Raw genomic sequence first — 20,146 nt, forward strand, 5'->3', positions numbered from 1 at the left:
TCAGCAATCCTTCGGATGCCACCATGATCCGCTCGCTATTGCCGGTCGTTGTTGCACTTCTTGTACTCGCGGGGCCGTCGCCCGCGTTCGCGCAAGACAAGAAGCCAGTGCGCTTGATCGCGGAGGCGGAAGACTTCACCGTCACCTCGGGCTGGAAGGTGATGCCGTACCGCGAGAATTACTTCGCAGGGACGTTCGCCATCACATTTTTGTCGCGGATGTCGTGTTTAAGTGCCCCGGACGAGATCGCGGCCGGCAAGAAAGCCGTTGCGGAACAAGCGATCACGATTCCCTACGCCGACACGTTCGAGGTTATGGTCCGGTACGAGCAACCGTACCAGTTCGCGGCCGAGTTCACGGTCGAAGTCGAGCAAGACGGCAAAGTGGTCGGGAGCTTCCCGTGCGGGCGCCTGACCGATCCGAAAATCTGGGCGTTCAACGACCACAAGCGCGTCCTGATGGAGCGATACTCGTGGAGCGGCACCGACAACATCGTCTGGCAGCAACCGGGAAACGTGAAGCTCGCCGCCGGCACCGCGAAACTGCGTCTCATCGCGACCGAGCAGAAGGACGGCGACAAACCGCGCGTGAACATCGCGAAGCGGAACATCGACCTCGTGTGCCTGACGAACGATAAGGCCGGCACGGAGGCCCAGAAGAAAACGGGCTACCTCGAATTCGACGGCTGGCTCGTGCAGGACGGCGACGTGTTCGTCCGGTTCACGAACCCGAAGGACGGGTTCGGGCCGGTCGTGCCGGTCGTCGCGCCGTTCGATCAGGGGCAGCACTCGCCGTACTACGTTCACGTCCGCGACTGGCCCACGCAGCAAGTGATGAAGAGCGGGCGCACGGTATCGGAATCCAAGTACCAGAACGCCGGTCCGCGCTCCACCAAAGTGAAGCCGGAAGCACTCGCCCCGGTTATCCCCGCTCCGGCAACGATCCCGAATAACGAGTACCTGCAACCGGGGGATACGTCGGGGTGGGTACCGCTCGGTCCCGTACTTGATTCGCTCAACTACTCGCAGTGGTTTCCGAAGGCGATCTACAAGGGCAAAGTCGAGGGCGTCCACCTCCGCCTGGAGTTCGGTATCCCGGACGGTCGCGGCGGGATCAAGTTGGTGAAGAACGTAACCGTAAAGGGGCCGGCGCAAAATCTCTCGCCCGCGTGCTTCGACATTCCGGGCTGCGTGAACCCGAACCAGGACCACCTGCTCGCGCTCATCAAGCGCTACTGGAAGCCCGAAATCCGCACGCAGAAGGAAGTGCTCGACTACTTGAACGCGGAAGTCGCGAAGTTTCCGCAAGTCGGCAGCGTGCCGAAGCGGATGCCGATCTACGGCATCATGGGATTCGGTTCCGCACACACCGCGTTCCCCGAAGCGAAACAACTTGCCCTCGCGCTAGGCGATAACACCACGGTCAATGCGACCGGCAAGAAGCGCGAACTGGTGGCGCACTGGGCCGATCCGTCCGTGGAGTCGATCAAGAAGCAAGAAATGGCCCGTAAAGGCGGGTTCGATGACCTCGCTATTGTGAGTTACGGCGACGAGATTCACCTGCCAGCGATCCCGCTTAAGGACGATGAGTTCGCGAAGTGGCTCAAGGACCGGGGAGTAACCGTTGAAGGCGCGGTGAAGTACACGGCTGATAAGAAAGATCCGCTCTACTACTACTCCCAGATCGCGGCCAAGGAGAAAGGCGCAGCGAAGTTCGCCGAGGGAACGGCCTACTACAAATCAAAGGGCGTGCTCACGGGCGCGAACTATTCGCCGCACGCGAACTACCTCGTCACCGAACTCGATTACATCCGCCCGTTCAAGCTCAAGGCGATGTCGATGCCCTGGACGGAGGACTATGCTTGGCAGATCGCGGAGTTCAGCCCGCAGATCGTGGGGTATCTCGCGAGCGGGCTGCGCGCGGGGGCGAAGTACGACGACTTGCCGATTCACATGTACGTGATGCCGCACTCACCGGGTCAATTGCCGAGCGAGTTCCGGCAGAGCTTCTACACATCGATCGCCCACGGCGCGAAGATGATTAACTACTTCTGTGCGACGCCGTCCGCCGTGGGTGCTACCGAAAACTACGTCGACAGCTACGACCTGAAGATGTGGAAGGAGATCCACGCCTGCACGCACGAGGCCGGCATCTTTGAAGATTACATTGTGGACGGCAAAGTGCGCCCCGCGAAGGTCGGGTTGCTCCTTTCGAGCACGGACGAGTTAATCACCGGCGTCAACAACTTCTCACTCGCGATCCACAACAACGAACGCAAGGCGCTCTATTACGCGCTGCGTCACTCGCAGGTGCCGGTCGATTTCCTCTCGGAAGATGACGTGATTGACGGCCGGGCGAAGGACTACAAGCTCATCTACGTCACGCAGCAGTACCTCCACTCCAAGTGTCTGGATTCGCTGCAGAAATGGTGCGAGGCCGGAGGAACGGTCGTCGCGACGGTCGGAGGAGGGTACTTCAACGAGTTCCAGAAAGAGAACCCAGCAACCGCGAAGTTCTATGGCGCCACCGGCAGCAAGATCACGACCGACCCCAACCTCGTCTCAAAGTATTTGCGGAAGGAGAACACGCCGTTCTTCAGCAAGCACGACCTCCCGCAGTACGAGCCGATGGACACGGCCCACTGGCACATCGGCGGGTTGTCGAAAGTGGACCCCGACCCGGCCCCGTCACCGAACCACGTCTTCAACGTGCCCGTGATCGCGTGGAAGCAGGCGCTCACCGCGACCGATGGCACGGTCATCGGCAAGTTCAAGGACGGCGCGCCCGCGGTGATCGCGAAGCGCCACGGCACCGGGCGCACGATCCTGTTCGGGTTCCTGCCGGGGCAGGCGTACCTGCAAAGCGGGTTGCCCGTGCGCCCGGTCGATCGCGGGGCGAGTGCAGAGAGCTACTCGCACTTCTTGCCCACGGGGATGCGGCTCCACCTGCTCACGCGGCTCGCGGACGACTTCTTGGGCTTCGCGGGGCGCGACGCGAAGCCCGTCGTCACCACGGACGGGCTCGTGGAAACGATGTGCATCGACACGCCCGCGAAGGGTGATGCGCCCGCCAAACTCGCGGTGCCGCTCATCAACTGGAGCGGCGCGGAACAGACCTCGCTCACGATCACGATCCGCGTGGACAAGGTGAGCAAGGTGCGGAGCGTCGAGCGCGGGGAACTGAAGTTCACGCAGCTCAAAGGCGCCATTCAGATCAACATGCCGCTGAACGTTGCGGACATGCTCCTCATTGACAAGTAAGGCCCTCCGCTCGCGGTGGCCCACGGGTCACCGCGGGCCGCCGGTCGGATTTCTCGGGCCGGTCCGCGGCGCCGCCCTTCTCTTCCCCACTTCCGGTCCTCCATACACTACTCCCCGACACGACCCAACAAATCCGCGGGGAAACGCACATGGCGGACGGCACAGGCGGCCACAAGGTGGTCATCATCGGCGGCGGGTTCGGCGGGCTGGTCGCGGCACAATCGCTGAACAAAACGCCGACCGACGTCACGCTCATCGATCGGCGCAACTTCCACCTGTTCCAACCGCTGCTGTACCAGGTCGCGACCGGCGCGCTCTCGCCCGCCAACATTGCGGCCCCGCTCCGGTCCGCGCTCAAAAAGCAGAAGAACACGCGCGTGGTGCTCGGCGAGGTGACCGGGTTCGATATCGCCGGCAAAACCGTACTGCTCAAGGACGGCGCGCGCGTCCCGTTCGATTCGCTCATCGTTTCGGCCGGGTCCACGCACCACTACTTCGGCCACAACGAGTGGGAGGAGTTCGCCCCGGGCCTAAAAACCATCGAGGACGCGACCGAGATCCGGCGCCGGGTGCTGTCCGCGTTCGAGCGGGCCGAGCGCGCGACCGACCCCACGGAACAGGCCCGGCTCCTCACGTTCGTGGTCGTCGGCGGCGGGCCGACCGGGGTGGAGATGGCCGGCGCGATCCGCGAGCTCGCGAAGTACACGCTCCGCGCCGACTTCCGCAACATCAACTCGGCCACCGCGCGCGTGATAATCGTTGAGGGGCAGACCCGCGTACTCGGCGCGTTCCACGAGTCGCTTAGCGCGCGGGCGAAGGTCGCGCTGGAAGAAATGGGCATTGAAGTGCAACTCGATTGCCACGTGACCTCGATTGGGGCGGGGCACGTGCTCGTAAAGCCCGACGGGGGTAAGGGCGAGGTGACCCGGATCGATACCGAAACGGTCGTGTGGGCCGCGGGCGTGAAGGCGTCGCCGCTCGGGAAGCTGCTCGCGGACGCGCTCGGCGGCGTCACGGTCGGGCGCGGCGGGCACGTCCCGGTGAACCCCGATTGTAGTGTCGGAACGCACCCCAACGTCTTCGTGATCGGCGACCTCGCCAGTTGCCCCGACGCGAACGGCAAGCCGCTCCCGGGCGTCGCCCAGGTCGCGATGCAGCAGGGCGAGTACGTGGCCGGCGCCATCGTGCGCCGACTCAAGGGCGAGGGCCCGAAGGGGCCGTTCCGCTACTTCGACAAGGGGAACATGGCGACGATCGGCCGCGCGCGGGCGGTGGCCGAGGCGTTCGGCATCCGGTTCAGCGGGCACCTCGCGTGGTTCGCGTGGTTGTTCATCCACATCCTGTACCTAGCCCGGTTCGAGAACCGCGTGCTGGTGCTGTTCCAGTGGTTCTTCAACTACGTCACGCGGAACCGCGCCGCCCGGCTCATTACCGGCGAGCGCTCGACCGACGCGCGCGGCACGAAGTGATCCGCTCGCGGACCCACGGGGCGGGTGAGATTTAGAAGCCGACCGAACCTCGCGGACGTGTTCCGCCTCTCGTAGTTGGGCACCGGTGCCGGCGTTCCGAAGCGCGGCGGGTGCTACACACGAGACGGTCCGTGCCAGGAGGCGCGGGAAAGCACCGCGATCATCGACCGTTGGCCCGCCCCACAACCGGAACCGGACGTCTCAAGAAGAGTCAACCGTTGTTCGCCCCGGAGGACACATGGCGTCCGAGATCGCGTTCCCCGTCTCTCTGGCGCTGCGTAAAGTCGGTCCGGGCGCGGTACTCGCGGAACCGCTCCTGTTCCCGGAATTCGCGCGACTGGGTGCGAACCGCGCGCTGTCGGGCTCCGCGGCGCGCCGGAACCTGCTCGAACTCCTCCCGAAACTCGATCCGGCCACGCTGATTCAGCGCCGCCGCGCGCGAGCCGCGCGCGAGCTCACGTTCACGCTGGAACTCCCGCCGCCGCGCGCGAACGAAGCCTGGCGCGACCCGCTCGTGCTCGAGTTCCACGCGGCCGTGTGGGACCAATCACAGCCCGATCCGGCGCCCGACACCGCACCGTTCAGCGCGCTCGGCCCGCGTCACGAGCACTACGTCCTCGCGCGCGTGATCGAGCTCGGGATCGAAGTCATCGCCGCGCCGAGTGACGACCTCGTGTCGCTGCTGCAAAAAGAATCGCTCGCCGCGCTCCGGCGCCTGAACCTGTCCGTCAACTTGCGTTCCCTCGCCGCGGTGCAAACGACGCTCGGGTTCGCGGTGGAGCACCACACCCTGACCGTCCGCGTTCCCACGCTCAAGGACCGCGTACTGCGCGCCGAAGCCGCCGAACAAGACGGCAAAAAATCGCTGCTCCAGCAAATCGGCACGCTCCTCGGGCGCGACCGCGAAAAGGCCTACGAGACCGACGAAACGGTAACCGAACTCACCCGCGCGCTGACGGGGAACCCGGCCCAAAGTGTGCTCCTGATCGGCCCGAGCGGTGTGGGTAAAACGGCCGCGGTGCGCGAACTCGCCCGGCGCCGGTTCGAGACCGCGTGCGCGCCGGTGTACCAGACGAGCGGTTCCCGCATCGTCGCCGGGCAGTGCGGCTTCGGGATGTGGCAGGAGCGCTGCCAGGAACTCGTCAAGGACGCGACCAGGAAGAAGGCCGTCGTTCACGTCGGCCCGCTCGTGGAACTGCTCGAAGTGGGTAAGAGCGAGCACAACAGTTCCGGTATCGCGACGTTCCTGCGCCCCGCGATCGCGCGCGGCGAGTTCCTCTGCATCGCGGAATGCACCCCCGAGCAGATCCCGCTGATCGAGAAGCAAGACCCGCAGTTGCTCGATGCGTTCCGCCACATCACGGTAAAAGAACCCGACGCGGCAAGGGGGCGCGTGATCCTCGCGAGCTTCGCGCGCGACAACGCCCGGCGCGTGACCGAACCCGCCGCGCTCGCGGCAACGGACCGGCTCCACCGCCGGTACGCGACCTACTCCGCGTACCCGGGTCGGCCGCTCCGGTTCCTCGAAAACCTCATTCGCGACGGCGCCAAAGACGCGCCCGTCACCGAGAGCGAAGTGTTCGACGGGTTCACGCGCGAAACCGGCCTCCCGCGGGCCATCATTGACCCGAACGTGCCGCTCGATCTCGCGGAGACGCACACGTGGTTCGCGGGCCGCGTCGTCGGCCAGCCGGACGCGGTCCACCTCGTTACGGACCTGCTCGCGACGGTAAAAGCCGGACTCACGCGCCCGAACCGGCCCATCGCGTCGCTGCTGTTCATCGGCCCGACCGGGGTGGGCAAAACGGAGATGGCCAAGGCCGTCGCGGAGTTCCTGTTCGGCTCGAAGGACCGGCTCACGCGCTTCGACATGAGCGAGTTCGCGGACCCGGTCGCGGTGCGCCGACTGGTGGGCGGGGCGTTCGGGACCGAGGGGTTGCTGACCGCGAAGGTCCGCGAGCAGCCGTTCAGCGTGCTGCTGCTCGACGAAGTTGAGAAGGCCGACGGCTCGTTCTTCGACCTGCTCCTGCAAGCGCTCGGCGAAGCGCGCCTCACGGACGCGGGCGGGCGGCTCGCGGACTTCCGCAACACGGTAGTCATTCTCACGTCGAACCTCGGCGCGGAGTCGTTCCGGCGCGGGGCCGCGGGGTTCATTGGGGGCGGCGCCGGCAAAGCGGAATCGCAAGAGCACTTCGCGCGGGCCGTCGAGCAATTCCTGCGGCCCGAAATGTTCAACCGGCTCGATCGCATCGTACCGTTCGCGCCGCTCGGCACCGACGTCATCCGCCGGATCGCGGACCGCGAGTGGCACAAGGTGCTCAACCGCGACGGCGTCCGCTTCCGCGAACTCGCGCTTTCGGCGAACGCACTCTTACTCGACCATCTCGCAGAAACGGGCTACGACCCGCGGTACGGCGCGCGCCCGCTGAAGCGCGCGATGGAGCGCGAGTTGCTCGCGCCGCTCGCGCGACAAATGAACCGCCACGCGGGTGACGTTCCGCTGTCCGTGGAAATCGGTTTCGAGCGGAACGCGCCTTCGGTGCTTGTTCGGCCACTTCAAGGCGCTCGTGCAAAGGCCCAGCGCGAACCATCCAGCCCGAGCGGGAAGCTCGCCTCCAGCGCGCAAGCAATGCGCCGGTGGCACCAGTTGCTCGCGGCGTCTTCCACCGTGCGCGAGTTGAACAATGATGTGTACCAGTTCTCCCAACAAGAGGCGCGCATCCTGAAGAAGCAGGCCGCGAAAAAGAAGCTCACCGCCGAGGACCAGTACGTTCTCGCGGCGCTCGGGAAGCTGCGCGATGTCGCCGGGGACGTGCTCCAGCAACGGAGCGCGGCGTTCGCCCTCGAAGACGCGGCCGTGGTCGCGTTCCACGAGACGGCCGAGAACCCGCCCGCCGATCTGCAAGAGCGGCTCGACGACGCGAACCAGAACTGGGACAAGCTGCTCCTTCGCTTGTACGCGCTGAACGCGCCGACCGGGGACCGCGTCACGCTCGCCCTCTTTAGTGAGCACCGCGAGCACCTGGCGGAAATGGCGTCGGCGTACCGGAACATTGCGAATGACAACGGGCTGACGGTCGACATGATCCGCTACGACTTGCCGGACTCGGACGAGCCGGTCCCCGCACCGCCGGCAGCGCCGCGCCCGACCGACACCCCGCCTCCGGGCGGGCAAGCGCCCGCGCCAACAACCGTGTGGATCGGGGACCGGTTCTTACTGCTGGCCGCGCCTGCGAAACTGCTGCTGAAGCGCGTGCCGATCACGCCCGCGCAGGCGCGCAGCTACGCAGAAAAGAACACCGTCGGGATCGCACTCGACATTAGTGGTCCGGGTGCCCATTTGCGGTTCGGGGGAGAAACCGGATTGCACCAGATCAAGCCGCTCGAAGACCAGACCGACGATAACCCGAACGTGATGGTGCGGTTCAGTGGTGAACCGCTGGGCGCGTACCGCCCGCCCGAAACCGTAGTTCGGCGCGGGTGGTACCGCGACGAGGAAATCCGGCGACAGTACGACCGCATAAAAGGCGAGATGCACGACGGCAACCTCGAGCGCGTGTGGACGAACCAGTACGGCGCGCTGAGCCGCTGGCTCGCCCCCGCGCTCGCCGCGAACGTTCGCGCCCGGCTACTCAAGATGATCGCGGAGTAGGAGAGAGGGGCGGCAGAACCTCTCTCCCTTTCTGAGGGGAAGGGGTTCGAGTCAAAACCTACCCCCTATCCCCCCTCCCTAAAGGGAAGGGGGAGAAAGAACTCCCGGATACGGACGCAGTTTCAAGCACAGTGATTTCGCGCGCCTGCTCCCCCTTCCCTTTAGGGAGGGGGCGGGGGGGTAGGTTGTCTTTCTGCTCCCCCTCCCTTTTTAGGGGAGGGGGTTGGGGGGAGAGGTTCTTCGCTTATGAACTTCCGCATTCCGATGTACGTGTTCCAGCACAAAGGCGGTTACACCGCCCGACCGCTGTTCTTCGCGTCCCCGGAACGTACCGACGGGAACCTCAACCGGTTGCTCACCAAGCTCACGCGCGACCTCGTGGAGTTGCTCGAAGCGCTGGGCCGCAAGGAGCGCCACAACGAGCTCGCGGCGTGGGCGTTCTGCCCCCAAGTCACAGCGCACCGCGTCCCGGTGGAAATCGAGTTGCGCCGGCGCGTCGCCCGTACCAAGTACCTGCTGCTCGCGTTCGATCACCTGGGGCGCAGATTGGCGTTCACACCGGTGGTTCCCGATTTGTGGTTCGAGATGACGCGCGGGGAACCGCTCGAGGTCCGCGCGCAGGCCGTTTACTCCGAACACTGGCGCGCGATCGAGCGCGACGCAGACGAAGCGGACGACGTGCGCCCCGAAGACGGTTCGCTCGCGGGGAAGGCATGGGTCGAGGTGCTCGACATCAGCGCGAACGTCCCCGCGGTCGTGCCGAAGAAGCCGCCCACGAATTTTCTCGCGCTCGGCGGGGGCGAAACGAGTGACGGCGCGACCGAACTGCGCCGCGTCGGGCGGTGCCTCGACTGGCTCTACCCGGACGAACTCGATCGCGCCGTGCTGCGCGACCTCGAAGTCAACGAACTCGCCCGGCTCCTCGAACTCAACGACCGCCGGCCGGTCCTGCTGTGCGGCCCGCGCATGGTGGGCAAGTCCGCCGTCATTCACGAGTGCGTGTACCGCCGGGTGGCCGCGCGCAAAGCGGTCCACCGCCAGTGGTACAACACGTGGCTCGTCTCCCCGCAGCGGCTCATCTCCGGCATGTCGTATGTGGGGCAGTGGGAGGGCCGGCTGCTCGCGATCCTCAAACACGCGCGGAAGCGCGACCACGTTCTCTATTTCGATGATTTGCTCGGTTTGTTCCTCGCAGGGGTGACGGGCCAGTCCACGCTCAGTGCGGCCGTCGTGCTGAAGCCGTACCTCGAGCAGCGCGACGTGCGGGTTCTCGGCGAGATCACGCCCGAAGGTCTGCGCGTGCTGCAAGAGCGCGACCGCGGGTTCGCGGACCTGTTCCACATCATCCCGGTGCGCCAGCCGACGGACGCCGATACCCTGCGCATCTTGATCGACCAGCAGCGCCGACTCGAAGGCAAACACACGTGCATTTTCGGCCTCGACGTGTTGCCCGCGGTCATCGACCAACAACGGCGCTACGATCGCAGTGCCGCGTTTCCCGGTAAAGCCGCGAACGTACTCACGCGCCTCGCGGTGCGCGCCTCAACGAAGCAAGAAGAGTTGCTCGCGCAAGTTCTGTACGACACCACGCGCCCGAGCGACGGGTACGAGTTCCCCCCGCGCCCGGAGATCACGCGGGACGACGTGCTCGCCGACTTCGCGGCCCGTAGCGGACTTTCGCTCGCCTTCCTCGATCCGAAACAGCGCCTCGACCGCGACGACGTGCGCGACAAGCTCCAGGAACAGGTGATCGGACAGACGGAAGCGGTGGAAGCACTCGCGGACGTGGTGAGTGTGGCCAAAGCGCGGCTCAACGACCCCGACCGCCCGCTCGCCGCGTTCCTGTTTCTCGGCCCCACCGGTGTGGGCAAGACGGAGTGCGCGAAGGCCATCGCCCGCACCCTGTTCGGCGAAAGTGACCGGCTCTTGCGGTTCGATCTGAACGAGTTCAACCAGCCCGGCGCTGCGGCCCGTCTGGTCGGCACGTTCACTCAACCCGAGGGCCTGCTCACGAGCGCGATCCGGCGGCAACCGTTCGCCGTGGTTTTGCTCGACGAGATCGAAAAGGCCGACCCCGAAGTGTTCGACCTGTTGCTCCAGTTGCTCGGCGAGGGCCGGCTCACGGACTCGCTCGGGCGCACGGCCGATTTCACGTCCGCGCTGGTCGTCATGACCTCGAACCTCGGGGTGCGCGAGGCCGAAGGTGCCCTCGGGTTCGTGCCCGAAGCGGACCGGTCGTTCGCTTACACGCGCGCCGCGGAGAAGTTCTTCCGCCCGGAGTTCTTCAACCGGCTGGACCGTGTGATTCCGTTCCGCAAGTTGTCACGCGACGAAATGGGTCGCATCGCCCGGCGCCTCGTAAATGAAGTGCTTTCGCGCGAGGGGTTCGGCCAGCGCAAGTGCGTGCTGAACGTCGCGCCGGACGCACTGGAGCGCGTGATCCAGGCCGGTTACGACCCGGCCCTCGGCGCGCGAGCGATGAAGCGCGCGGTGGAGCGCGAATTGACGCAACCGGCCGCGGCCCGGCTCGCCTCACTCGACGTCAACGAACTGACCGTCGTCACGGTGAAGTCGAACCCCCGGGCACTGACGGTGAGCGTGCAGGCGCCGGAATGGGCCGCGCAACTGCCACTCGACCAGCGCGCGGCGGTACCCCTGAACGAGCGCCTCGCCGCGGCATGGGCCGCACTCGACCGGGTCGATGAAGTGTTGAACGCGATCCGCCCCGGAACCGCGCTCGTGGCGGGGAAAGTCACCCGCGACCACGAGCGCTATTTCGCGCTGAAGGAACTCGCCGACGCGATCGCCGACGCGCTCAACGACTACGAGAGCCGCCTCGAGGACCGCAAACATTTTTATCTCGAAGCCGCGCAGCCCGAAGCGACCGGGCGCCGGACTCGGTACCGCGCGATCAAGCGCAAAATGCTCACGAATCACAACCACGCCGTCGCACAACCGCTCCGCTCGCTCGCCTCCGCGGACAACATGGAGGACGCGCTGCGCGAACTCTTCGACACGTCCGAGCCGCTGCCGGACGACCAGGACGTGTTCGACGTGGAGAACCGGCTCGCGCTCCTGAACCTGATGGCCACCGCGCCCGTCGATGATAAGCCGGTGTACCTGCTCGTGCGCGGGTTCCCGGACGGCGAACCATCGAAGTGGGTCACGATCCACGCCGCCAAATACAGGGCCGCTTGGGGAACGCAGTTCGGCCTCGAGTTGTCGGACGCGACGAAACCCGAGCTGCAAATGAGCCACGCGGTCATTCAGTTGAAGGGGTTCCACGCGCGAGCGCTTGCCCGCGTAGAGTGCGGCACGCACCTGTACTTGCCGAAGCACGGCGGACCGGTTCCGCTGCGCGTGGACGTGCTCGATTCGTGGCCGGACGAAGTCGCGGACCCGTTCGCGTTCGGGCCGATCCTCCGTGTGTACGCCGAGGGTCAACCGGTCGCGGACGTGCGCACGGGATTAGTATCGCCTCTCCCCGGGCGAAGTGACTTCCCCGAAGTGTTCCGCGCGTTCGCGCTCGCCGCGCTCCCGCGCGCGGGCCAACAAACAACGTGATCGGTCACCAAATTATTTGTATTCTTGTGTCCACTAGTATACAATTTACGAAACCCAGATGTCTGGAGCGGATTCAAAGGCGACCAACCGGGTGCGAAGTGTCAGGTGATTTGGCGAACGGCTGGTGGGGGGGCTACCAGCCACAGTGCCACCCACACCCGGATCGACCCAGTCCGACGAGTGATGCACTGGGTCTCGGCACTGCCCCAGCCGGCTCACGCCGGCCGTTCGCCACATAAATCTTAACGACTTGATCGTGAGGCGCGAATGTTAGCCAATGGGAGCGGGATTTTGGACAGATGTTAGCCCAAAAACTCGGAATTTTGCTACTTGTTAGTCTCCATGTGTCATCACGGGCGATCAACAGAACGGAAGTTATTGATTCATCCATATTTAGCTATTTATCCGTATAATTCAGATTGAAATCGTTCTCTACAAAATCAATCAATTTGGGAGCCGATGTGAGCCAGGAACGCAGAAATGTTAGCCGTTGTTACCCATCGGGCCGGCCCGGTGAAGAGGCCAAATAACACCAACTGCTGACGATTCCAATAGTTGCGGCCTGCGATCGACGGTCCGACCCCCAAATTGTTAGCAATTGTTAGCCAGCCCGAGCCACTATGCCCACCGCGCGCTATCACGCCCTGCTCTGTCGCGACGCCGCCGGCGGCTTCTCCGCGATCGCGCTCGACCTCGGTACCACCGGGTTCGGCGCGACCGCGAACGACGCACGCGACGATCTCAAAGAGTATTTCCGCTGGCTGCACCGCAAGGAGCAGTGGACGACCGCGCCCGACTTCGGCGAGCCGGAACTGCGGTGGTTCACCGTGGCGGTGCGGCCCGAGTACCGGGGGGCCAACCGGTTGTACCCCACCGACGCCGAAGTGCCGGTGCGCGTTCCCTGCGTCGTTGGCACGCGCAAGAGCGGGCAACATACCGCGGACCTCCCGCTGCTCGGCATCCGGTTCGATTACCCCAATCGCACGGAACTCGAAAAGCTCGTCGAGCGGTACGTTTCGCAGAAGCTCGAGGGGCTGACGCCGGAGCAGGTCGGCGCGTACCTCCCGCCGATCGAAGCGGAACTGCTCGAAATCGTTGTCCCTGTGCCGAAGGAACCTCCGGGCGCTCTACTCACGATCCCCCCTCCCCCGACACTCGCGCGGGTGGCCGAGCCGGTCGGCGATCGCGCCGTGCGCAAAGGGTACGCGCGAGCCTGGGGCCGCGAGACCGAGCTGACGGCGCTCGTCCGCAAGCTCCACCACGAGAAGGCCAACGTGCTGCTCGTCGGCGAGAGCGGCGCCGGCAAAACGACGCTCATGGTGGACGCGGTGAAGGAGGCCGAAAAGAAGGCGCTCGCAGAAGACGAGCGCCCCGGCGTGAAGCACAAACGGCGGTTCTGGCTCACGTCCGCGGGCCGCATCGTCGCCGGGATGAAGTACCTCGGCCAGTGGGAAGAGCGCGTCGAATCGGTGATCGCGGAACTCGGCGAACTCGGTGGCGTGTTGTGCGTCGAGCGCCTCCTGGAGCTGGTCCGCGCGGGCGGCCTCGGGCCGACGGACAGCATCGCCGCGTTGCTGGTGCCGTACCTCGCCCGTGGCGAGCTTCGCATGATTGCGGAAGTCACGCCCGCGGAACTCGACGCTTGCCGGCGGCTCATGCCGGGATTGCCGGACCTGTTCCAGATCGTGCGCGTCGAACCGTTTGACCGCGCCACGGCCCTTACGGTCATCGATCGACAACTCGAAGCGACTGCGAGTGGCCCCGGCGTCGAGGTCGAGCGCGGCACGGGCGAGCGCATCGTGCGGCTGTTCCGGCGCTTCATGCCCTACGCGGCGTTCCCGGGGCCGGCGTCCGCGTTCGCGCGCCAACTCGTCGATACGCACGTCAAGCAGGACAAGAAGCCGGTCACACCGGGCGCGGTGGTGGACCAGTTCCGCCGACAAACGGGGCTACCCGAGCTGTTCCTGCGCGACGAGATCACGCTCCGGCGCGAGAGCGCCCTCGACTGGTTCCGCGCCCGCGTGATCGACCAGCCGGAAGCGTGCGAAGCCGCCGCGAACATCGTAATGACGGTGAAGGCCGGGCTCAACGACCCGACGCGGCCGCCCGCGGTGATGCTGTTCTGCGGCCCCACGGGTGTCGGCAAGACGCACATGGCCCAGGCGCTCGCGACCTACTTCTTCGGGCACAGCGAAAGCGCGGAACCAAAATCGACGGCCCGCAAAGAGGTGCCCCCTTCTGTTTCTTCGCTCCGCGTTCCGCCCCCCGAGTTCCGCGCCGATCGATTGATCCGGCTGGACATGAGCGAGTACGGCGGGTTCGACGCGGTGTATCGGCTGCTCGGTCCGCCGCGCGGTGAGCCGGGCGAGTTGGTGAAGCAAGTGCGCCGGCAGCCGTTCTCGCTGCTACTGCTGGACGAAATTGAGAAGGCCGCGGCCGATGTGTTCGACGCGCTCATGGGCGTGTTCGACGAGGGCCGGCTCACGGACCAGTACGGGCGCGTCACGAACTTCCGCAGCACGATTATTGTGATGACCTCGAACCTCGGCTCGGGCACGTCGCGCGCGGTGGGGTTCGGCGGCGAGAACACGGGTGCGCAATACCAGGACGCGGCCATGAAGTTCTTCCGCCCGGAGTTCTTCAACCGAATGGACGCGGTCGTAACGTTCCGTCCGCTGTTGCCCGCGTCCGTGCGAGCGATCACCCGGCGCGAACTCGACGCCATCGCCAAGCGCGAAGGACTGGCGCGGAGTGGCGTGAACGTCCACTGGTCGGAAGCGCTGGTGGAGCACCTCGCCGCAATCGGCTTCGATCCGCGGTACGGCGCGCGCCCGCTGCAGCGCGCCATCGAGCGCGAAGTGGTCGCGCCGCTCGCGCGCTGGTTGCTCACGAACCACACTGCCGAGGGGCAAACGGTGCGGGCGGATTGGGCGAGCAGCGGGTGCGCGTTTTCGTCTGCGTAAAGCGGCGGCGAACGGTGGGATAACTGTTGCCGTGTGCGGCGCGAACCGGGATACTACCGGGGTTCAGGCTACGAACTCGTTCCCGCCCACCTTCCCACCCCCGATCTGACCGTACCGGAGAATCTCCATGCTCGTTCGCCGAATCGTGAGCACCGGCCTCGTGCTGGCGCTGTGTGTCACCGCGCCCCTCGGCGCGAAAGACGCCAAGGACAACCCGGCCGCACAACCGCGCCCGCGCGACGTCCCGCGCCACAAACAGTTCCTGAAGATCGTGGAGAAAGGTGAGGGCGACGTGATCTTCCTCGGCGACTCCATCACTCAGGGCTGGGAAGGGAATGGAAAGAAAGTGTGGCCCGAGGCCTTCGGCGCCTTCAAGCCGGTGAACCTCGGCATCGGCGGCGACCAGACCGGGGACGTGATCTGGCGCATCACCGTGGGCAAGGAAATCGAACCGCTGAAGCCGAAACTCGCGGTCATCATGATCGGCACGAACAACATGAGCGCACACACGCCCGAGCAGATCGCGGGCGGCGTGAAGGCCATCATCGCCGAACTTCAAAAGCAGAAGCCCGACACGAAGGTGCTCCTGCTCGCGATCTTCCCGCGGTCCCCGAAGGCCGACGACAAGATCCGCGTGAAGGTGAACGACACGAACAAGATCCTCGCCACGTTCGGCGACGACAAGAAGGTCTTCTACAAAGACATCGGCGAGAAGTTCTTGGAAAAGGACGGCACGCTCGAGAAGAAGATCATGCCCGACTTCCTGCACCTGAGCGAAGAGGGGTACAAGATTTGGGCCGACGCAATCAAAGAAGACATTGCGAAGCTGGTGAAGTAAGAGCTGCAAAACAAGGGAGCCGCGTTACCCGCGGCTCCCACTTCCCTTTCGTCCTCAGCCCATCACGACCGCAACGGGCTTGCGCGTGCGGCGGCGATCGAGGCTCGCGCCGATGAAGTCGCGGAACAGCGGGTGCGGCTTGGTCGGCTTCGACTGGAACTCTGGGTGCGACTGCACCGCCACGAACCACGGGTGGTCCCGCAACTCGATCGCCTCGACGAGCGACCCGTCGGGGCTCGTGCCCGAAAAGATCATGCCGCGCGCTTCGAGCCGGTCGCGGTAATTGTTGTTCACCTCGTAGCGGTGCCGGTGCCGTTCGCTAATCACGTCCACCCCGAACGCGGCGCGGGCCTTGGTGTTCGGCTTCAGGTGGCACGGGTACGCGCCCAGCCGCTGAGTGCCGCCGAGGTCCGTGACGCCCGCCTGCTCTTCGAGCAGGCACACGACCGGGTGCGGGGACGCCTTGTCGAACTCGGTGCTGTTCGCGTTCTCCAGCCCGGCCACGTGGCGCGCGAACTCGATCGTCGCGCACTGGAGCCCGAGGCAGATGCCGAAGAACGGCAGCCCGGACTCGCGCGCGAACCGGATCGCTTCGATCTTCCCCTCGATCCCGCGCTTGTCGAATCCGCCGGGGACGAGCAGCCCGTCCACGGTCGCCAGGGCCTGGGCCGCGCCCTCGTCCGCGAGCTTGTCCGACTCGATGCGCAGCACCTTCACCTTCGTGCGGTGGGCGATCCCGGCGTGGTCGAGCGACTCGTACACGCTCTTGTAGGCGTCGCGGTGCTTCACGTACTTGCCGACGAACCCGATGGTGATCTCGTGCTCGGGCGCCCGCATGTTTTCGAGCATCCGGCTCCACTCGCTCATGTCGAGCGGCCGCGCGTGCGTGAGGTGCAGTTTCTCCACGACGAGTTGATCGAGCTTGTTGTTCGCGAGGCTGAGTGGCACCTCGTAGATGCTGAACTCCTTGTCCTTCTCCTCGATCACCGCGTTGCGCTCGACGTTGCAGAACAGCGCGATCTTCTCGCACTCGTCCTTCGGGATCTCCTTCTCGGTGCGGCAGATGAGGATGTCGGGCTGGATGCCGATCTCGCGCAGGTCGCGCACGCTGCGCTGCGTCGGCTTGGTCTTCAGCTCGCCGGCGGCCTTCAGGTACGGGACGAGCGTGAGGTGAACGAACAGGCAGTTATTTTTGCCGACGTCGAGCGCGTACTGGCGGATCGCCTCGAAGTACGGCATCCCCTCGATGTCGCCGACGGTCCCGCCGATCTCGGTGATGACCACGTCCACGTCCGGCGCGACCATCTTCTTGATGCAGCTCTTGATCTCGTCGGTGACGTGTGGGATCACCTGCACGGTCTTCCCGCGGTAGTCCCCGCGGCGCTCTTTCTCGATGACCGAGAGGTAGATCTTGCCCGTGGTGTAGTTGCAGTCCTTGTTGAGAACCGCGTGCGTGAACCGCTCGTAGTGCCCCAGGTCGAGGTCGGTCTCGGTGCCGTCGTCGAGAACGTACACCTCGCCGTGCTGGTAGGGCGACATCGTGCCGGGATCGACGTTCAAGTACGGGTCGAGTTTTTGCAAGCGCACCCGCAGCCCGCGGTTCTCCAAGAGCAGCCCGATGGAGGCGGACGTCAGCCCTTTTCCGAGTGAGCTGACGACGCCACCAGTAACGAAAATGTGCTTGGTCATCGCGCGGCGATCCTTAACGTGAGGCGGGCTATCACCTCACTATATCGCCCGCTCCGAGCCGAACCAATCAGCGCAGGTTGCCGGGTCGCGCAAAGGACCGTTAAGCCGCGCGGCGCGTTCCGCCCGCCCCGTCGTCGCCGTTCTGCCGGTACCAACGCACGAAATCGGCGTAATCGGCCGGGGTGTCAACGCCGCGGTGGGCGCGGGCCACTTGCCCCAGCATGATTGTGCCGCCGGTACCGAGGACGCGGAGCTGTTCGAGTTTTTCCGATTGCTCCAACGGGTGCGGCGGGGTTCCGGCGATCCGCAGGAGGAAGTCGCGCCGGTAGGCGTACACGCCCAGGTGCTGAAGGAAGCGCGCCGGGCTCGCGGCGAAGTCCGGTTCGCCGTCCCGCACCATCGGGATCGGGGACCGCGAGAAGTACAGCGCGCGCCCGCGGTCGTCGCACACCACCTTGACCACGTTCGGGTTGCGGTACGTCTCCGCGTCCGTGATCGGTACCGCGAGCGTGGCCATATCCGAACCGGGAGCGCGCATCAGTTCCGCGAGGAGGTCGATCGCGTCCGGGTCGAATTGCGGTTCGTCGCCCTGCAGGTTGATGACCACGTCCGCGCCCAGTCGCGCGGCGACCTCGGCCACGCGGTCGGTCCCGGAAACGTGGTCCTCGCGCGTCATCACGGGGGTGCCGCCGAACTCCCGCACCGCCGCGAAGATGCGGTCGTCGTCGGTGGCGACGATCACGTCGGACGCGCACTTCGCTTTCTGTGCCCGCTCGAAAACGTGCTGGATCAGGTACTTCCCGGTTTCCCGCAGGAGCGGTTTACCGGGCAATCGCGATGATGCGAATCTCGCGGGAATGACGATCGCGGCGCGCATGGCCGACCTCCGTGTCAGCGTGCATTGGGAAACGTCCGCGGATTAGACTCGCGGCACCGAAATTCGGCAAGGCGAACCCCGCGACTTCAGCGCCGGTCGAGCACCCTTCGCACCTCGGCCGCGAGTCCGACCGGCGTAAACGGCTTAACCAGGAACGGCGTCGCGCCGTCCGGCACCTCGCACTCCTCGCCGACGCACCCCGACGTGAGCAGGAGCGCCAGGTTCGGGTGGGACGCCCGGAGCCGGCGGACCAGAGAGCGCCCCGGCGCCCCCGGGAGCATCAGGTCGCAAACCACGAGATCGATGGTCCCGGGGTGGTCGGAAACGAGCGCGGTTGCCTCTTGCGCGTCGCGCGCCGCGAGCACGGTGTAGCCCCGCGAGCGGAGCGCGTGGGTCATTAGCGCCCGCACGGGCGCGTCGCCGTCCACGACGAGGACCGTCTCCGAGCCGCGCAGCCGGTGCTCGCCCGACGAGTCCGGGAGCGGCTCGAACGGGAGCGCGTCCACGCGCGGCAGGTACACGCGAAACGTCGTGCCCAGTCCGCGCTCCGAATCCACGCGCACGTGCCCCTGACTCTTTTGCACGATGTCCCAAACCGTCGAGAGCCCCAGTCCGGTCCCGCTCCCAGTGGGCTTCGTGGTGAAGTACGGCTCGAAAATCTTCTTCAGTGTCGCCGGGTCCATCCCGTGCCCGGTGTCCGCGACCTGGAGCACCGCGTAAGTGCCCGAGGGGATTCCGGGGTGCAGCGGGTCGTCGCCCCGCACGTGCGCCCCGAGCGTCGAGATGGTGAGCGCGCCCCCGTCGGGCATCGCGTCGCGCGCGTTCACCACGAGGTTCATCAGCACCTGTTCGACGTGCCCCGGATCGGTGGTGGTGGCGCACAGGTCCGGGGCGAACTCGGTCCGGAGCTCGATATCGGTCCCGAGCAGTCGGCGGAGGATGCTGCCGCAGGCGTTCACCACGGCGTTGAGGTCCGCGTGCGCGCGGCGCCCCCCGTTCTTCCGGCTGACCGCGAGCAACTGGCGCGTGAGCCCGGCCGCGCGTGAACCCGCCGCCGCGATCTCGGAGATCATGTCGCGGGTCGGGTTGTCCGGCGGCAACAGATCGAGAACGGCCTCCGCGAACCCGTTGATGACGGTGAGCAGGTTGTTGAAGTCGTGCGCCACGCCCCCCGTGAGGCGCCCGACGACGCCCATCTTCTGCACCTGGAGGAACTGCGCTTCGAGTTCTTTCACGTTCGTAATGTCGGTCTGCACCCCGACGAAGTGCGTGACCGTTCCGGTTTCGTCTTCGAGTGGCGTAACGGAGAGCGCGTTCCAGAACGGCGTCCGGTCCTTCCGGTAGTTCCGCAGCACGACCGAGCACGCGGCGCGCTCGCGCAGCGCCCGGCGGAGCTTTTCGAGCTCGTGCGCGTCGGTGCTCGGCCCCTGGAGGAACCGACAGTTGCGGCCCAAAACCTCTTCGGACGTGTAGCCCGTCAGGCGCTCGAACCCGGGGTTACAGTAGACGATGGGATAGTCGGGGCGGGTGGCGTCGCTGATGGCCATCCCGAGCGCCATTGTTTCGGCGGCTTGGGGTAGCAAGGGGAACTTCAGCGCGGTCAACCGCATCAGGCGCGACGTTCGTGGCTGCTGGGCGATGGTCTCGAGCGCTTTCACCAGCGTGAACATCACGAACCTCTGGGCGCGAGGCGGATCGGATCTCCGTCTGTCAACCGAATCTTAGCGCGCCGGAGCACGCGCGAGGGGAAAAGCGCCGGGGAACCATGCGCGTCCTCGTGCCACTTGAGGCACGGGGCAAAAAGCGTCCAGAAAGTGGCGCCCGGCACAATGAT

General features: G+C 65.7%; 9 protein-coding genes. 6 read left to right on the forward strand and 3 right to left on the reverse strand.

Annotated elements, in window-relative coordinates; translation table 11 throughout:
• The first annotated feature begins 23 nt into the window (after positions 1 to 23).
• The 6 genes from J8F10_RS19580 to J8F10_RS19605 all read left to right on the forward strand — a co-directional run bounded on the left by J8F10_RS19580 (position 24) and on the right by J8F10_RS19605 (position 15,746).
• Positions 24 to 3,260 (forward strand): hypothetical protein, encoded by a 3,237-nt coding sequence (locus tag J8F10_RS19580; protein WP_210656515.1) that lies wholly within the window; start codon positions 24 to 26, stop codon positions 3,258 to 3,260.
• Between the two features lie 149 nt (positions 3,261 to 3,409).
• On the forward strand, positions 3,410 to 4,729 hold the full coding sequence (locus J8F10_RS19585; protein WP_210656517.1) for an NAD(P)/FAD-dependent oxidoreductase: 1,320 nt from the start codon (positions 3,410 to 3,412) through the stop codon (positions 4,727 to 4,729).
• A gap of 238 nt (positions 4,730 to 4,967) precedes the next feature.
• Positions 4,968 to 8,381: an AAA family ATPase gene (locus J8F10_RS19590; RefSeq protein ID WP_210656519.1), complete on the forward strand. Its 3,414-nt coding sequence runs from the start codon at positions 4,968 to 4,970 to the stop codon at positions 8,379 to 8,381.
• Positions 8,382 to 8,627: 246 nt separating this feature from the next.
• Positions 8,628 to 11,945 (forward strand): AAA family ATPase, encoded by a 3,318-nt coding sequence (locus J8F10_RS19595; protein WP_210656521.1) that lies wholly within the window; start codon positions 8,628 to 8,630, stop codon positions 11,943 to 11,945.
• Positions 11,946 to 12,565: 620 nt separating this feature from the next.
• A complete protein-coding gene (locus J8F10_RS19600; RefSeq protein WP_210656523.1) occupies positions 12,566 to 14,908 on the forward strand; it encodes an AAA family ATPase in 2,343 nt (780 codons plus the stop codon).
• A 127-nt stretch (positions 14,909 to 15,035) separates the two neighbouring features.
• A complete protein-coding gene (locus J8F10_RS19605; RefSeq protein ID WP_210656525.1) occupies positions 15,036 to 15,746 on the forward strand; it encodes a GDSL-type esterase/lipase family protein in 711 nt (236 codons plus the stop codon).
• 54 nt (positions 15,747 to 15,800) lie between these two features.
• Here the strand turns inward: J8F10_RS19605 and J8F10_RS19610 are convergent, their stop codons facing one another.
• The 3 genes from J8F10_RS19610 to J8F10_RS19620 form a co-directional block, all read right to left on the reverse strand.
• Positions 15,801 to 17,435 carry a CTP synthase gene (locus J8F10_RS19610; protein ID WP_210656527.1) on the reverse strand — a complete coding sequence of 545 codons (1,635 nt, stop codon included), beginning with the start codon at positions 17,433 to 17,435 and terminating at the stop codon, positions 15,801 to 15,803.
• Positions 17,436 to 17,535: 100 nt separating this feature from the next.
• The gene (kdsB, locus tag J8F10_RS19615) at positions 17,536 to 18,312 is read right to left on the reverse strand and encodes a 3-deoxy-manno-octulosonate cytidylyltransferase (protein WP_210656529.1); all 777 of its coding nucleotides are present in this window, start codon (positions 18,310 to 18,312) and stop codon (positions 17,536 to 17,538) included.
• An 86-nt stretch (positions 18,313 to 18,398) separates the two neighbouring features.
• On the reverse strand, positions 18,399 to 19,982 hold the full coding sequence (locus J8F10_RS19620) for a PAS domain-containing protein (RefSeq protein ID WP_210656531.1): 1,584 nt from the start codon (positions 19,980 to 19,982) through the stop codon (positions 18,399 to 18,401).
• Positions 19,983 to 20,146: the final 164 nt, after the last annotated feature.

This window comes from Gemmata palustris, assembly GCF_017939745.1.
Lineage (GTDB): Bacteria > Planctomycetota > Planctomycetia > Gemmatales > Gemmataceae > Gemmata > Gemmata palustris.